Genomic DNA, 14,800 nt, shown 5'->3' on the forward strand with positions numbered 1-14,800 from the left:
CCGGTGGCTGTCAGTAGGACAGTCGGACGCTGACCTTGGAGGCTGATGCGGGATGGGCGGAGAACCGAACGAGGCACGGGTCGTGGCAGAGGTGCCGAAGGGGCTTCTTGTCGCAGGTCAGTGGGTGGATGCCGGCGACGGAGCGACCTTCGACGTGCTCGACCCGTCGACGGCAGAAGTGCTCTGTGCCGTCGCCGACGCGACCCTCGAGGACGGCCGCCGTGCGCTCGACGCCGCGGCGGGCGCGCAGAAGGCGTTCGCCGCGACCGCGCCGCGGGCCCGGGCGGACATGCTCATGGCCGCGTTCGACCTCCTGCACGAGCGGATCGACCACCTCGCGCTGCTGATGACGCTCGAGATGGGCAAGCCGCTGGCCGAGGCGCGGGGCGAGATCGCGTACGCAGCGGAGTTCTTCCGTCACTTCGCCGAGGAGGCGGTGCGGATCGAGGGCGGCTATCAGACCGCGCCCGCCGGCGGCTCCCGGTTCCTGATCACGAAGCAGCCGGTCGGGCCGGCGCTGCTGATCACGCCGTGGAACTTCCCGATGGCGATGGGGACCCGCAAGATCGGGCCGGCGATCGCGGCCGGCTGCACCAGCATCATCAAGCCGGCCCAGCAGACGCCGCTCTCGATGCTGGCGCTGGGGGAGATCCTGCGTGAGGCCGGCGTGCCCGACGGCGTTGTCAACATTCTGCCGACGACCCGGCCAGGTGAGCTGACCGAGCCGCTGCTGCGCTCCGGCGTGATCCGCAAGCTCTCCTTCACCGGCTCCACGGCGGTCGGGCGGGTGCTGCTCGCCCAGAGCGCGGAGCAGGTGCTGCGTACGTCCATGGAGCTCGGCGGCAACGCCGGCTTCGTCGTCTTCGAGGACGCCGACATCGACGAGGCGGTCGCCGGCGCGATGGCCGCGAAGATGCGCAACACGGGGGAGGCTTGCACGGCCGCCAACCGGATCTTCGTACAGCGCTCGGTCATCGAGGAGTTCGGCGACCGGCTCGCCAAGGCGATGTCCGAGCTGCCCGTCGGCCGTGGCGTCGAGGAGGGCGTACGCGTCGGGCCACTCATCGACGAGGCGGCCAGGGAGAAGGTGCAGACCCTCGTGGACGACGCGGTGGCCGGCGGCGCGAGGGTGCTGACCGGAGGCACCGCTCCTGACGGGCCGGGCTACTTCTACCCGCCGACCGTGCTCACCGGCGTCCCCGCCTCCGCGAAGATGGGCAGCGAGGAGATCTTCGGGCCGGTCGCGCCGCTGACGCCGTTCGACACCGAGGACGAGGTGGTCGAGGCGGTCAACGACACCGAGTACGGCCTGGTCAACTACGTCTTCACCAACGACCTGCGCCGTGGCTTGCGGGTCGCCGAGGCGCTCGAGTCCGGCATGGTCGGGCTGAACCAGGGCGTGGTCTCCAACCCGGCCGCGCCCTTCGGGGGTGTCAAGGCCTCGGGACTGGGGCGGGAGGGCGGGCGTACCGGGATCGAGGAGTTCCTCGAGACCAAGTACGTCGGGATCGCGATGTGAGCCGAAGACCTGGCCCATGCCTGCGCCCCGGAACCGAGGCGCTGGCATGGGCCACCTCAGAGCAGGATCGCCTTCAGCTCGGTGAACTCCTCGATCCCGGCCTTGCCCATCTCTCGGCCGGTCCCGGACTGCTTGCGTCCACCGAAAGGCGCCAGCGGCGTGAACGCCCCGCCGTTGACATGGACCTGGCCGACCTCGAGCCGCCGTGCGATCGAGAGAGCTCGGCTGGGACTCCCGAACACCGCCGCCGTGAGGCCGTACGGCGTGCCGTTGGCGATGCGCACCGCATCGTCCTCGTCGGTGTAGTCGATGACGACGAGCACCGGTCCGAAGATCTCCTCCTGGGCGATCGTCGAGTCCGGGTCGACGTTCGCGAAGATCGTCGGGCGGATGAACGCACCGCCTTCGAGGCCGGGAACCCGTCCAGGCCCGCCGACGACGAGCTCGGCTCCCTCCGCGATTCCCTTCTCGATGTAGCCGTTCACCCGTTGCCACTGGGCCTCGGACGCCACCGGTCCCAGTCTGGTCGTCTCATCGGCAGGGTCGCCTACCGTGTACTCGGCGGCGGCCTCGCGCAGCTTCGCCACGATCTCATCGCGTCGTGCGGCGGGGACGAGCAGCCGCGTCCAGGCGCCGCAGGCCTGACCGCTGTTGCTCCAGGCGTACTGCAGGGTCTCCGCGACCACCTCGTCGAAGTCGGCGTCGTCGAGCGCGATGCTGGCGGTCTTGCCGCCGAGCTCGAGCCCCGCTCGTTTGACCGTGTCGGCCGCGACCGCTGCGACACGCCTGCCCGCGGCCGTCGAGCCCGTGAACGACACCATGTCGATGCCCGGGTGCGCCGCGATGGCCTCGCCGACGACGCTTCCGGTGCCGTAGACGATGTTCAACACGCCAGCCGGGATCCCGGCGGCCACTGCTGCCTCGGCCAGGATCGGTCCGGTCAGCGGAGCGGTCTCGGCCGGCTTGAGGACCACCGTGTTGCCGGCCAGCAGCGCCGGGACGACCTTCGTCACGACCTGCTGGAGCGGGAAGTTCCACGGGGTGATGGCGCCGACGACACCAACGGGCTCACGGACGAGCAATGCGTTGCCGGCCCGCTCCTCCCACGAGACCTCGGCGGCCAGGGCGGCGACTGCCTTGGTCACCAACGGTGGGAAAGCCGCCTGCGCGAGCCGGGAGAACCCGATCGGAACGCCGATCTCGGTCGAGATGGCGTGAGCGATTCGCTCGCTGCGAGCGGTCAGCTCGTCCGCGAGGACTCCCAACACATCGGCTCGGGCGGCGGGGCCGAGGCCGGCCCAACCCGGAAGTGCCGTACGAGCGGCCTCGACCGCCCGGTCGACGTCGGCGGCGGTGCCGAGCGGAGCGATGGCGACCACTCGCCCGTCTACGGGGCTGACGATCTCCATCGTGGTGGTCGCGGGGACGACGGTGCCGGCCACCCAGTGGCCGGGAACGTCATAGGTCAGGTCGATGCTTGTCATGCCACTACGGTGCTTCGCCCGACGGACCCCATCCATGCCCGGTCATGACAAGGCTGGCGGGGAGTAAGAGATCGCCTGCCGTTGTTGGGACGACGTGAATCGCGTACGACTCGCAGAGTTTCTGCGCACGCGCCGCGAGGCGCTTCAACCAGAGGACGTCGGAGTTCCCAGGGGTGGTCACCGCCGTACGCCAGGACTCCGGCGCGACGAGGTCGCAGAGCTCAGTGGGATCTCGACGCACTACTACACCCGCATCGAGCAACCGCGTGGCCCGGTGCCGTCAGCACAGGTGCTCGCGGCCATCGGCCGGGGGTTGCAGCTCAACTCCGACGAGCTCGATCATCTTCAGCGCCTGGCCGGCCATCCACCCGTACGTCCGGCGGACCCGCCGCACGGGATCAGCCCGGGCCTGCGGCGGATCTTCGACCGGCTCCAGGACGAGACGGCTCTCATCGTCGACGAGGTCGGCGAGACCCTCTTGCAGACTCCCGCGGCGGTCGCCCTGCTCGGGGACGAGACCCGCTACTCCGGGATGATGCGGAGCCGCATCTATCGATGGTTCACCGACCCTGCGACGCGCCGGCGCACGCCGACCGAGGATCATCCCGCTCACAGCCGCGCGCTGGTTGCCCAGCTCGCGCACACCGCCGCGTCCAACAGGTGTCCCCGCGCCGACGCGATGATCCCCGAGCTGCGGCGCTCGAGCCCCGAGTTCGAGGAGCTGTGGAGCCAACACCCAGTGGTCGGGCCCTACTGCGATGCGAAACGCCTGATCCACGACGAGGTCGGCGAGCTCGAGCTGCACGGCCAGACTCTGCACGACCCCGAGCGACCCCAGGCTCTGACAGTGTTCACGGCCGAGCCCGGGAGTGAGAGCGAGCGTCGACTCAGGATGTTGTCACGGGTCTAGACGTAGCCCTCGTCGTTGTCCTCGGCGTGGATCAGGCGCCGCAGCGCCTCGTCCATGTGCAGCTCGACGCGCTTGAGGGTCAGCTTCACGTCGCCCGCCTCGATGGCGTCGACGATCTGGTTGTGCTCCTCGACCAGCTCGAGAGGCTGCTGGTAGGTGCCCTCCAGCGCGGTCAGGCACATCCGCGTCTCGACGATCAGGGTCTGGTGCATCCGGGCCAGGCGCCGGCTCCCGGAGCACTGCACGAGCACGTCGTGGAAGTGGAAGTCGGCATCGCTCAGGGCCGCGGGGTCGCCCAGCTCGAGCGACTTGGTCATCGCGTCGCAGGCGGCGCGTAGCTCGCGCAGCGCCGCGGGGACCCGTGCCTTGGCGATCATCGTGGCGGCGGCACCTTCGACGGCTGCCCTGGCCAGGTAGATGTCTCGGATGTCGGCCTCGTCGAGCTCGATCACGAAGAGCCCGCGGTTGGGCTCGCTGCGGAGCAGGCCCTCCTGGACCAGGCGCTGCATCGCCTCACGCAGCGGGCCGCGGCTGACGCCGAACTGGGCCGAGAGCGCGGTCTCGCTCAGCTGTGCACCGGGCTGCAGGGTGCGCTCCATGATCGCCGTGCGCAGCTGGCGAGCGATGACCGAGGCCGTCGACTCCCTGTGCACGGGTTCGAAGCTCGATGTCACTGTCAACGTGGTCTCCGATGGGTCACCGAGAAAGAGTTTGATTGTTGACAATCATTGCATGTGGTCGGTCCGGCAGTGAGCGGATCGACCGAGCGTGCCGGGTACGCGGGACGGACCCGGCACGCTCGTTCGCAGACGCCGGTCAGACGGTCTTGTTGTCGAGACTGTCGAGCTCGGCGAGCTCCGCCTCGGACTCCGGCGTACCCGGGATCTCCGTGCCCCGGATCGACTTGCCCGCCGTCTCGACGACGAAGAACAGCGCGATCAGACCGACCACGGATCCGGCGATCATGTAATAGGCCGGCATCAGCACGTCGCCGGTGGCGCCGATCAGCGCGTTGTTGACGTACAGCGCCGTGCCACCGAAGGCGGCGGTGGAGATGTTGTAGCCGATCGCCATGCCGCCGTAGCGCACCTGCGAGGGGAACATCGCCGGGAAGGTCGCCGAGATCGTCGCGAGCTGGGCGACGTAGACGATGCCCAGCACGGTGAACCCGAGCACCGCCGGCCAGAAGCCCTGACCGATCAGGAGGAACATCGGGACCGACAGGATGATCAGCCCGATGAAGGAGCCGCCCCACATCGGCTTGCGGCCGACCTTGTCCGAGAGCGCTCCGGCGATCGGCAGGAAGACCAGCATCGCGACCTGTCCGAAGATGACCAGCAGGTCGGCGTCGGTGCTGCTGAAGCCGGCTTCCTCCTGCAGGTAGGTCGCCATGTAGGCGAGCAGCGTGTAGTTGGCGATGTTGAGCGCGGCGACCAGGCCGATCAGCGTGAGGATCGGCTTGTAGAACAGCGCGAAGAGGTCCTTCAGGGCGGCGCCGGCGCCACCCTCGATGGCGTCCTGCGACTCGAGCTCCTGGAAGACAGGTGTCTCCTCGAGCTTGGTCCGGATGTAGAGGCCGATGAGGCCGATCGGACCACCGATCAGGAACGGGATCCGCCAACCCCACTCGGTCATCGCCGCGTCACCGATGATCGACTCGGTGGTGAAGACGACGGCGATGGCGGCGGTGAAGCCGACGATGGTGCCGAACTCCAGGAAGCTGCCGTAGAACCCACGCTTCTTGTCGGGGGCGACCTCGGCCATGTACGTCGCCGCGCCGCCGTACTCGCCACCGGTCGAGAAGCCTTGGATCACCCGGAGCAGTACGAGCAGGACCACGGCCCAGATGCCGATCGAGTCGTACGTCGGGAGCAAGCCGACACAGAATGTGGCAGCCGCCATCAGGATGATCGTCATCGCGAGGACACGCTGGCGCCCGATGCGGTCGCCGAGCGGGCCCCAGAAGATGCCGCCGAGCGGGCGGAGGATGAAGGAGATCGCGAAGGTCAGAGCGGTGCCTGTGAAGCCCTGCTCGGGGAAGAAGTTCGCGGTGATCTCGGTCGCGACGTAGGCGAAGGCGCCGTAGTCGAACCACTCTGTCGCATTGCCGACCGCTGAGCCGGTGATCGCTCTTCGGAGCTTCGATTTGTCGGGTTGTGCCTCGTCGGAGGGGATGGTTGGGGTTCCTGACATTTCTTCTCACCTATTCGGTGTGATTGATGGCTGGGGACCGCGTTTGACCCGCAGTGTCGACTGTAGGTTTGTCAACAATTCGCGCCACGTTAGCGCTGTCTGTGCGACATGGCTAGGTGGCGCGGGGTGCGACGGGAGGTTTATGTAAAGCCGCGACTTTACCTGAAGAGCGCCCCGAGCCCGGGCAGGGGGCGGGGCGACCCGGCGAGGCGCAGGCCCTCCCAGACGGTCACCTGGTTGGCCGTCAGCACGGGTTTCCCGAGGGCTTTCTCCAACGTATCGATGCAGGTCAGCGTGTGCAGCGCGGTGTCGGGGACGAGGACGGCCTCGGCCTCGGGAACGTCGACGGCCAGGGTCATCTCCAGGACCGCGTCCGGGCCCAGACGGCCGGCGTCGACGGCGGTGAAGATCCCGCTGGCACCGAAGGAGACCACGTCGATCCCGCCTGCTGCCAGGAAGGAGGTGAAGTGTCCGGCCAGATCCTCGGGGTAGGAGGCGGCGACGGCGACCTCACCGAGCCCGAGGGCCCTGGCTGCCTCGACGAACGCGATCGAGGTCGACGAGGCGGGGACGCCGAGACGCTTGCTGATCGCGGCGGCCTGGGCTGCGGCGCCGTCCGGGCCGTAGACGAAGCTGCCCGAGGTGCACGCCCAGATCACTGCGTCGGGGGAGTGGACCGCGACCGCATCGGCGCCGGCGGCGAGCCGGTCCTCGGAGCCGGTGTCGAGGAGGGCCTCGACGGTGTGCTCGTCGCGACCCATGGAGGTGTGGACCAGCGGCAGCCAGATCGCACCGCCGAGCGCGTTCTCGAGCGCCGGGAAGTCGTCCTCGGCCGCGTAGCCGGGATAGAGCAGCCCAACGACCGGCGGCCGGGTCATGAGGCATGCCCCAACAGATCCTCGGCGGTCGGCGGGGTGCGTCCGACCATCCGGAGCGCGGCCTCCATGGTCGCCCGGTTCGCGGAGATCACCGGCTTTCCGAGCTCGGCCTCGAGCCGGCCGATGATGTCGTACGTCGCCAGGTTCGTGCACGAGACGACGACCGCCTCGGCGGCGTCGGTGTCGGCGGCCCGCACCAGGGCGAGCGTGGTCTCGTAGGGAACCTCCCAGATGTGGTGGCCCAGCCCGAGGTCGCCTGTGCTCACCACGGTGACCCCGGCCTCGGCCAGGAAGCTGCCGAACCTGGCGGCGAGCGCGACGTCGTAGGGGGTGGCGACCGCGACCCGGGAGACGCCGAGAGCGGAGAGCGACTCCAGCACCGCGCCGGAGGTGGTGATCGCGGGTGCGCCGCCGGCGCGGCTCATCGCCGCGGCCAGCCTCCGCTCGCCGTGCCGGCCGTGGACGAAGCTGCCGGAGGTGCAGGCGTAGACGTAGAGGTGGGGATCGGCGGCCGCGAGGTCGCGTACGGCCTGCTCGACGGCCGCGGTCTCGCTGATCTCCTCGGCCATCTCGAGGGTGACCGCACGGTCGGTGAAGGGCGTTCGGTTGAAGAGCAGGCAGGTGTCGGCCGGGGCCCACCGCCACAGCTCGTGGTCGAGCACCATGTCATGCGGAACGACCACGGCGATGCGTACCGTCGGGGACATCGCACCTCGCTAAGATTGTTGACAATCTGCAATCGGCTCTCCTAGCGTAGTCTCGGATTATTGCGGAGGTGTGTCGATGCGACGGAGGATTTTTCTTGGAGACGTCCCGGCGCCCCGCGATCACGATCCTCTGTCCGCCTGGCGGCGGCAGACCCGCTGGGGTGGAACGCCTCGAGGCGGATGCCGAGCTCACCTACACCGATGCCGCCGGCCTGGCCGAAGCACTTCGCGGAGCCGAGGCGCTACTGCTGTGGGACTACTTCTCCGAGGCCGTCCGTGACGCCTGGCCGAGCGCCGGCTCGCTGCGCTGGCTTCATGTCGCCGCCGCAGGGGTCGACAAGCTGCTGTTCCCGGAGCTGGTCGCCTCCGACGTGGTCGTCACCAACGCCCGCGGGATCTTCGACCGGGCGATGGCGGAGTTCGTGCTCGGTTCGATCCTGGCCGTGGCCAAGGACATCCACCTCAGCCACGACCTGCAGTCGGCCCGGAAGTGGCTGCGCCGCGAGACTCGGCTGATCAGCGCCGAGACCGCGCTCGTGGTCGGCACCGGCGCGATCGGTCGCGAGACGGCCCGGCTGCTGCGCGCGGCCGGGATGGACGTACGCGGTGCCGGCCGCACTGCCCGCAGCGGTGATCCCGACTTCGGCGAGGTCCTCGCCAGCGCCGACCTGGCCGCACACGTCGGCTGGGCCGACCATGTGGTCGTCACGGCGCCGCTGACCGACGAGACCCGTGGCCTGATCAGCGAAGACGTGCTCGCGGCGATGAAGCCGGGCAGCCACCTGGTCAATGTCGGGCGCGGGCAGATCGTCGACGAGGCCGCGCTCGTCTCCGCGCTCCGAGACGGCCCGGTCGAGGCGGCGTCCCTGGACGTCTTCGAGGTCGAGCCGCTGCCGGCCGAAAGTCCGTTGTGGACCATGCCAGAGGTGGCGGTCTCGGCACACATGTCCGGCGACTACGAGGGCTGGCGGGAGGCGCTGGCGGACCAGTTCATCGACAACGCCCGGCGCTGGCTGAGCGGCGAGCCGCTGATGAACGTCGTCGACAAGCAGCGCGGCTTCGTCGTCGCGGAGCAGGGGGAGAGGTCGTGACCGACCCGATGACCGACCCGAAGACCGCGTCCGGGTCCGAGCTCAGCGCCTTGACCGCCGTCGAGCTGGTGGCCGGATATCGCTCGGGCGCCTTCACCCCGCTCGACGCGACACGGTCGGTGCTCGACACGATCGAGGAACGCGACGCCGCGGTGAACGCGTTCGTCCGGGTCGACCCCGATGGCGCGCTGGCGCAGGCGACCGCGTCCACGGAGAGATGGCGGGCCGGGCATCCGCTCGGCAGCGCCGACGGCGTACCGACCTCGGTCAAGGACATCCTGTGGACCGCAGGATTGCCGACAATCCGCGGCACCTGGCTCATCGACGAGGCCGGGCCGTGGCTCGAGGACGCGCCCGCGGTCGCGCGGCTGCGCGAGGCCGGTGCGGTGGTCACCGGGAAGACGACGACTCCCGAGTTCGCCTGGAAGGGAGTCACCGACTCGCTCCGCCACGGCTCCACCGGCAACCCCTGGGACCCGGGCCTGACCTCGGGCGGCTCCAGCGGCGGTGCCGCGGCGGCGGTCGGTCTCGGCATGGGCCCGTGGGCGCTCGGCACCGACGGCGGCGGCTCGGTCCGGATCCCGGCCTCCTTCACCGGCACGGTGACGATCAAGCCGACCTACGGGCTGATCCCGCTCCATCCCGCCAGCCCCTTCGGCACCCTCTCGCACGCTGGCCCGATGACCAGGACCGTCACCGACGCGGCGGCGCTGCTCGACGTGATTGCCGGCTTCGACTCTCGCGACTGGTCGGCGATGCCCACACCGGGAGCCTCGTTCCTGGCCGGCCTGGAGGACGGCGTCGAAGGGTTGAGGATCGGGTTCTCACCCACGCTCGGGTACGTCGAGAACGACCCGGAGGTCGAGCGGCTGGTCCGCGAGGCGGTCGCCGTGCTCGAGGCCGAGGGTGCCCGGGTCGAGGAGGTCGACCCCGGTTTCTCCGACCCGGTCGAGGCGTTCGAGGTGCTCTGGTTCTGCGGTGCGGCGAAGGTGATCGACGCCTATCCTCCTGGTTCGATCGACAAGATCGATCTGCTGCTGCGCGAAGGCATCGAGACCAAGGGCCGAGGCTCCGCGGCCGACTACCTGGACGCCACCGCGGTCCGGATGGACCTCGGCCGGTTGATGGGGCGGTTCCACGAGACGTACGACCTGCTGGTCACCCCGACCATGCCGATCACCGCCTTCGAGCGGGGGCTGCAGGCGCCCAAGGGCTGGCCCTCGCAGTGGTGGCCGAGCTGGACGCCCTACACCTACCCCTTCAACATGACCCAGCAGCCGGCGGCGAGCGTGCCCTGCGGCACCACCGAGGCGGGGCTGCCCGTCGGCCTCCAGATCGTCGGTGCCCGCCACGACGATGCCCGGGTGCTGCGCGCGGCGCGGGCCTATGAGCGGGCCAGCGGCGAGCTGTTCGTCCGACCTGTCGACAATCCTCGAGGAGCGCGATGAGCCGCTACATCACCGTCACCCTGGAGCGCCGCGGTGTCTCCTGTCTAGCCCGCCTGCTCGACGAGGAGGCGCCACGCACGGCCGGCGCCGTGTGGGACGCACTGCCGCTCGGCGGCCAGGTCTTCCACGGCAAGTACGCCCGCAACGAGATCTACAACCTCGTGCCTGCCTTCGCCGCGAAGGATCCGGGCAAGGAGAACACGACGGTCACCCCGATCCCCGGCGACCTGTGCTACTTCGCCTTCTCCTCCGACGACCTCGGCAATCCGTCCTACGGTTACCCGGAGGACCGCGGACCGGGAGAAATGACCGAGATCGTCGACCTCGCGCTCTTCTACGGCCGCAACAACCTGCTGATCAACGGCGACCAGGGATGGGTGCCGGGCAACGTGTTCGGCACGATCGTCGACGGCCTCGAGGAGATGGCGCAGGCCTGCCAGGACGTCTGGATGAACGGCGCCACCGACGAGATCCTCACCTTCGCGCGCTCGCACGACGACGCACAGTAGCGACGGCTGGGAACCGGACGGATCGGGTATCGATCCGGTGTTCGAGGACACCGTCGATAGGGTTTGGACATGTCGTGGTCGGAGAGCAACACCCATCACTGGGACGACTGGTCGCTGGCCGACCTCGTCGCGGCCAAGCAGGGGCAGCGGGTGAGCCTCGTGGTGCCGGCGCGCAACGAGGCCGCGACCGTCGGCGGCCTGGTCGACAAGCTGCGCACGAGCCTGATGGAGACCTCCGATCTGGTCGACGAGCTCGTCGTCATCGACTCCGACTCGTCCGACGACACCGCGCGGATCGCGGCCGACGCCGGGGCCGACGTCTACGCCTCGGCCGCGATCCGGCCCGAGCTCGGCTCCTACCCTGGCAAGGGTGAGGCGATGTGGAAGTCGCAGTTCGTGACCACCGGCGAGCTGATCGTCTTCATGGACGCCGACCTGACCGACTGGGACACCCATTTCGTACGCGGCCTGATCGGCCCCCTTGTCAACAATCCGACGATCGAGCTGGTCAAGGGCTTCTACCGGCGCCCGGGGGAGCACGGTCTCGACGGCGGTCGGGTCACCGAGCTCGTGGCTCGCCCGCTGCTGGCCCTCCATCGCAGGCCGCTGCGCGACCTGATCCAGCCGCTGGCGGGGGAGTGGTCGATCCGGCGCTCGCTGTTCGAGCGGCTGCGGGTCCCGATCGGCTACGGCGTGGAGCTCGCCGCCCTCGTCGACACCCTGGACACGCGAGGGATGGAGGCGATCGCCCAGGTCGACCTGGGCCAGCGCGACCACAGCCACCAGGATCTCTTCGATCTCGGCCTGATGGCCACCCAGATCGTCGGCATGATGTCGCGCCGCCTAGGCACCGGTCCGGCGGGCGACGACGTCGAGCTGCGGCAGTACATCCCGATCGACGGCTCGACCAAGGTCGTCGACCGCTCCGTGAGCCTTCTGGAGCGGCCGCCGGTGCGCGACGGCGCGGGCGGTATGGTCGCCTGATGCTGCGCCTTGGACGACATTCCTTCGGCGACGACGACGCGCTGATGATGGCGATCGTCAACCGCACCCCGGACTCGTTCTTCGACAAGGGAGCGACCTGGGCCGAGGACGCGGCCTTCGAGCGCGTACGTCTGGTGGCCTCCCAGGGTGCGGAGATCGTCGACATCGGCGGGATCAAGGCGGCGCCTGGGGCCGAGATCGGCGCGGCGGAGGAGAAGGCCCGCGTGGTCGACTTCGTCGCTCGGGTACGCGAGGAGTTCCCGGCGCTGGTGATCTCGGTGGACACCTGGCGCGCCGAGGTCGGTGACGCGGTGTGCGCGGCCGGTGCCGACGTCATCAACGACGCCTGGGGCGGGGCCGATCCGGAGCTCGTCGACGTCGCCGCCGCCCACGGCGCCGCGATCGTGTGCACCCACACCGGAGGCGTGACTCCGCGGACACGGCCCTACCGGATCGAGTACGACGACGTGGTCCGCGACGCGATCGACTCCACCCTCGGCTACGCCCAGCGCGCCCTGGACGCCGGTGTCGCGAAGGACTCGATCGTCATCGACCCGGCCCACGACTTCGGGAAGAACACCTTCCACTCGCTCGAGATCACCCGCCGGCTCGGCGAGATGGTCGCGACCGGCTGGCCGGTGCTGGTCTCGCTCTCCAACAAGGACTTCGTGGGGGAGACGCTCGATCAGCCGGTCGGAGAGCGCCTCCTCGGCACCCTGGCCGCGACCTCGGTCTGTGCGTTGGCAGGTGCCCGCATCTACCGCGTCCACCAGGTCCCGGAGACCCGGCAGACCGTCGACATGGTCTGGACGATCGCCGGCCGGCGACGTCCGAAGCGAGCGATCAGGGGACTGCAGTGACTCGAGTGGCGCTGGTTCCGGGATGCCTGGCCCTGCTGCCGGAGTACGCCTCGCTCGACGACCCGGTCGACGAGCTCCGTGCTGCCTGCCTGGCCGCGGTGGCCTGGCTGGGCGAGGACGTACGCGTGATCGCCGGTGCGCAGGGTGCCCGGGTCGCCTCCTCGCTGCTGGCCGAGGTCGGCACGGCTCCGGTGACCAGCGGCGAGGCGGCGTACCTCATCGTCGGCAACGGCTCGGCCTGCCGCAGCGAGAAGGCGCCGGGCCACCTCGACCCGCGGGCTGCCGGGTTCGACGAGGCGCTCGGCAAGGCGCTGGTCACGCCCGACCCCGAGGCGCTCGGCGCGCTCGATCTCGGGTTCGCCGATGAGCTCTGGGCCGACGTCGGCCCGATCAGGGAGGCGGCCGACCTGCTGCGCAGCGTCGAGACGGTGGCGGTCGACTACGACGACGACCCCTATGGGGTGCGCTATTGGGTCGCCCGCTGGTCTCAGTCGGCGTAGTCGAGCAGGTCGGTGAGCCCAGCGGCGTAGATCTTCGGGGTGACGTCGCCCAGCATGAGCCGCTGCAGGATGAAGCCGGGCAGCAGGCCGGTGAGGACCATCGCGATCCGTTCGGGATCAGCGTCCTTGCGGAACCGGCCGGCCGCGATGGCGCCTTCGGCGTAGCTGCGCCAGGCGGCCCGGATGCGGCGCGCCTCGGGGGCCATCACCTCTCGGATCTCCGGGTCGCGGGCGGCCTCGGCCCAGGTCTGCAGGGCGATCCGGGGGAGGTCGACACCGAGCTCTTCGGAGACGTCGAGAAAGTGCTGGGTCGCGGCCTCGATCGCCCGTGAAGGCGGGAGAGCGTCCTCATCGGAACTCGGGTCCGGGGTGAAACGAGTGATCGCCTCCACGATGGTCGTCAGGCCCGACTCGGCGATCGCGCGGATGATGTCGTTCTTGCCGCGGAAGTAGGTGTAGACCGAGCCGGCGGAGAGCCCGGACTCCTTGACCACGGCGGCCATCGTCGTCTTGTGGAAGCCATCACGCTCCACGCAGCGCAGCGTCGCCGCGATGATCTGCTGGCGCTTCTCGGCGCGATGCTCCTCACTGATCTTCGGCATACCGGAAGCATACCTCAAAAGAAAACGAATATTCATTCTTGATAAATCCGGCGATGTGGAGGAGAGTTCCTTCAAAGAGAATGAACATTCGTTTTTTTGAAGGGAACCTGCCATGTCCCAGTCAGCCAAAGCCGTGATCGGGGTCAGCCTCGGTCTGGTCACCTTGCTCACGTTGCTCATCTCCGCGTTCGCTTGGCCCACCAGCGAGCTGGAGCCCAGGTCGCTACCGCTGGTCGTCGCCGGCCCCGAGGCCGCGGTCACCCAGATCGAGACCCAGCTCGCCGCCAACGCGGGGGAGGACGCCTTCGAGATCACCGCGGTCGAGGACCGCGACGAGGCGGTCGAGGCGATCGAGGACCGGGAGGCGTACGGCGCGATCGTCGTCGGCCCGCAGGGCCCGGAGTTCCTGGTCGCCTCCGCCGCCAGTGCCAACGTCGCTCAGCAGCTCACCCAGATGGCCACCGCGATGGGCGCCGAGACCGGCACGCAGCTCCAGGTGACCGACGTCGTGGCGAGTGCGGAGGACGACCCGCGCGGCATCGTCTTCGGTGCGTCCGCGCTGCCGCTGGTGATCGGCGGCATCATGGCCGGCGCGATCACCTCGCTGGTGCTGACCCGCACCCGTGACCGGGTCGCGGCCGCCTTCCTGATCGCGATCGGCGGCGGTCTCGCGATGACCGGCGTGGTCCAGGGCTGGCTCGGAGCCCTCGAGGGCAGCTACCTGGCCAACGCCGGAGTCGTCGCCCTCGGCATCCTCGCCGTCGCACTCCCGATCATCGGCCTGCGCCACCTCATCGGCCCCGCAGGCGTCGGCATCGTCGCGCTGCTGATCCTGCTCGTCGGCAACCCGCTCTCCGGGATCACCTCCGCGCCGGAGATGGTGCCGTTCGGCTGGCTCGGCCAGCTGATGCCCCCGGGCGCGGCCGGGTCGGCGCTTCGCGGCTTCTCCTTCTTCGACGGCGCCGGGACCACGATGCCGCTGATCGTCCTCGCCTGCTGGGCCGGTGTCGGCCTGCTCCTGACCTTGATCCCGCACCGCGAGAAGGGCAGCGCGGAGGACGCGGGAGCTGGAGACGAGCGTGACCTGGACGCCGTGGCACGGTAGAACAGTACGG

The 14,800-nt window shown here is 69.6% G+C and carries 15 protein-coding genes; 9 read left to right on the forward strand and 6 right to left on the reverse strand.

Going from position 1 to position 14,800, the window contains the following annotated elements; all coding sequences use genetic code 11:
• Positions 1–52: 52 nt before the first annotated feature.
• Positions 53–1,519 (forward strand): NAD-dependent succinate-semialdehyde dehydrogenase, encoded by a 1,467-nt coding sequence (locus tag OG801_RS26575; protein WP_406032039.1) that lies wholly within the window; start codon positions 53–55, stop codon positions 1,517–1,519.
• A gap of 56 nt (positions 1,520–1,575) precedes the next feature.
• Here the strand turns inward: OG801_RS26575 and OG801_RS26580 are convergent, their stop codons facing one another.
• The gene (locus OG801_RS26580; protein ID WP_355016936.1) at positions 1,576–3,003 is read right to left on the reverse strand and encodes an aldehyde dehydrogenase family protein; all 1,428 of its coding nucleotides are present in this window, start codon (positions 3,001–3,003) and stop codon (positions 1,576–1,578) included.
• A 94-nt stretch (positions 3,004–3,097) separates the two neighbouring features.
• On the opposite strand from OG801_RS26580, the gene OG801_RS26585 reads away from it, so the two are divergent.
• Positions 3,098–3,913 carry a helix-turn-helix transcriptional regulator gene (locus OG801_RS26585; protein WP_355016937.1) on the forward strand — a complete coding sequence of 272 codons (816 nt, stop codon included), beginning with the start codon at positions 3,098–3,100 and terminating at the stop codon, positions 3,911–3,913.
• Here the strand turns inward: OG801_RS26585 and OG801_RS26590 are convergent.
• From OG801_RS26590 to OG801_RS26605, 4 genes are all read right to left on the reverse strand, one after another.
• Positions 3,910–4,566 carry a GntR family transcriptional regulator gene (locus tag OG801_RS26590; protein ID WP_406032040.1) on the reverse strand — a complete coding sequence of 219 codons (657 nt, stop codon included), beginning with the start codon at positions 4,564–4,566 and terminating at the stop codon, positions 3,910–3,912. The two genes, OG801_RS26585 and OG801_RS26590, sit on opposite strands and share 4 nt — an antisense overlap.
• Positions 4,567–4,729: 163 nt before the next feature.
• On the reverse strand, positions 4,730–6,106 hold the full coding sequence (locus OG801_RS26595; protein WP_355016939.1) for an MFS transporter: 1,377 nt from the start codon (positions 6,104–6,106) through the stop codon (positions 4,730–4,732).
• 158 nt (positions 6,107–6,264) lie between these two features.
• Positions 6,265–6,984, reverse strand: coding sequence for a maleate cis-trans isomerase (locus OG801_RS26600; RefSeq protein WP_355016940.1), 720 nt, complete (start codon positions 6,982–6,984; stop codon positions 6,265–6,267).
• On the reverse strand, positions 6,981–7,691 hold the full coding sequence (locus OG801_RS26605) for an Asp/Glu/hydantoin racemase (protein ID WP_406032041.1): 711 nt from the start codon (positions 7,689–7,691) through the stop codon (positions 6,981–6,983). Before OG801_RS26605 ends, OG801_RS26600 begins: the two co-directional genes overlap by 4 nt.
• A 161-nt stretch (positions 7,692–7,852) precedes the next feature.
• Here OG801_RS26605 and OG801_RS26610 point away from each other — a divergent pair, with 161 nt between their 5' ends.
• The 6 genes from OG801_RS26610 (at position 7,853) to OG801_RS26635 (ending at position 13,083) form a co-directional block, all read left to right on the forward strand.
• Entirely contained in the window at positions 7,853–8,782 is a 930-nt protein-coding gene (locus OG801_RS26610; protein WP_406032042.1) for a D-2-hydroxyacid dehydrogenase, read from the forward strand.
• Positions 8,779–10,230: an amidase gene (locus tag OG801_RS26615; protein WP_406032043.1), complete on the forward strand. Its 1,452-nt coding sequence runs from the start codon at positions 8,779–8,781 to the stop codon at positions 10,228–10,230. The genes OG801_RS26610 and OG801_RS26615 overlap by 4 nt, the downstream gene beginning before the upstream one ends.
• On the forward strand, positions 10,227–10,739 hold the full coding sequence (locus OG801_RS26620) for a DUF3830 family protein (protein ID WP_406032044.1): 513 nt from the start codon (positions 10,227–10,229) through the stop codon (positions 10,737–10,739). Before OG801_RS26615 ends, OG801_RS26620 begins: the two co-directional genes overlap by 4 nt.
• Before the next feature lie 69 nt (positions 10,740–10,808).
• A complete protein-coding gene (locus OG801_RS26625; RefSeq protein WP_355016945.1) occupies positions 10,809–11,723 on the forward strand; it encodes a glucosyl-3-phosphoglycerate synthase in 915 nt (304 codons plus the stop codon).
• On the forward strand, positions 11,723–12,583 hold the full coding sequence (folP, locus tag OG801_RS26630; RefSeq protein ID WP_406032045.1) for a dihydropteroate synthase: 861 nt from the start codon (positions 11,723–11,725) through the stop codon (positions 12,581–12,583). Before OG801_RS26625 ends, folP begins: the two co-directional genes overlap by 1 nt.
• Positions 12,580–13,083: a hypothetical protein gene (locus OG801_RS26635; protein ID WP_406032046.1), complete on the forward strand. Its 504-nt coding sequence runs from the start codon at positions 12,580–12,582 to the stop codon at positions 13,081–13,083. Before folP ends, OG801_RS26635 begins: the two co-directional genes overlap by 4 nt.
• Here OG801_RS26635 and OG801_RS26640 read toward each other — a convergent pair.
• Positions 13,071–13,685 carry a TetR/AcrR family transcriptional regulator gene (locus OG801_RS26640; RefSeq protein WP_355016948.1) on the reverse strand — a complete coding sequence of 205 codons (615 nt, stop codon included), beginning with the start codon at positions 13,683–13,685 and terminating at the stop codon, positions 13,071–13,073. The two genes, OG801_RS26635 and OG801_RS26640, sit on opposite strands and share 13 nt — an antisense overlap.
• A gap of 112 nt (positions 13,686–13,797) precedes the next feature.
• Between OG801_RS26640 and OG801_RS26645 the strand changes: the two genes are divergently transcribed.
• A complete protein-coding gene (locus OG801_RS26645) occupies positions 13,798–14,790 on the forward strand; it encodes a hypothetical protein (RefSeq protein WP_406032047.1) in 993 nt (330 codons plus the stop codon).
• Positions 14,791–14,800 lie beyond the last annotated feature (10 nt).

The sequence above is a fragment of the Nocardioides sp. NBC_00163 genome, assembly GCF_045206295.1.
Classification (GTDB): Bacteria; Actinomycetota; Actinomycetes; order Propionibacteriales; family Nocardioidaceae; genus Nocardioides.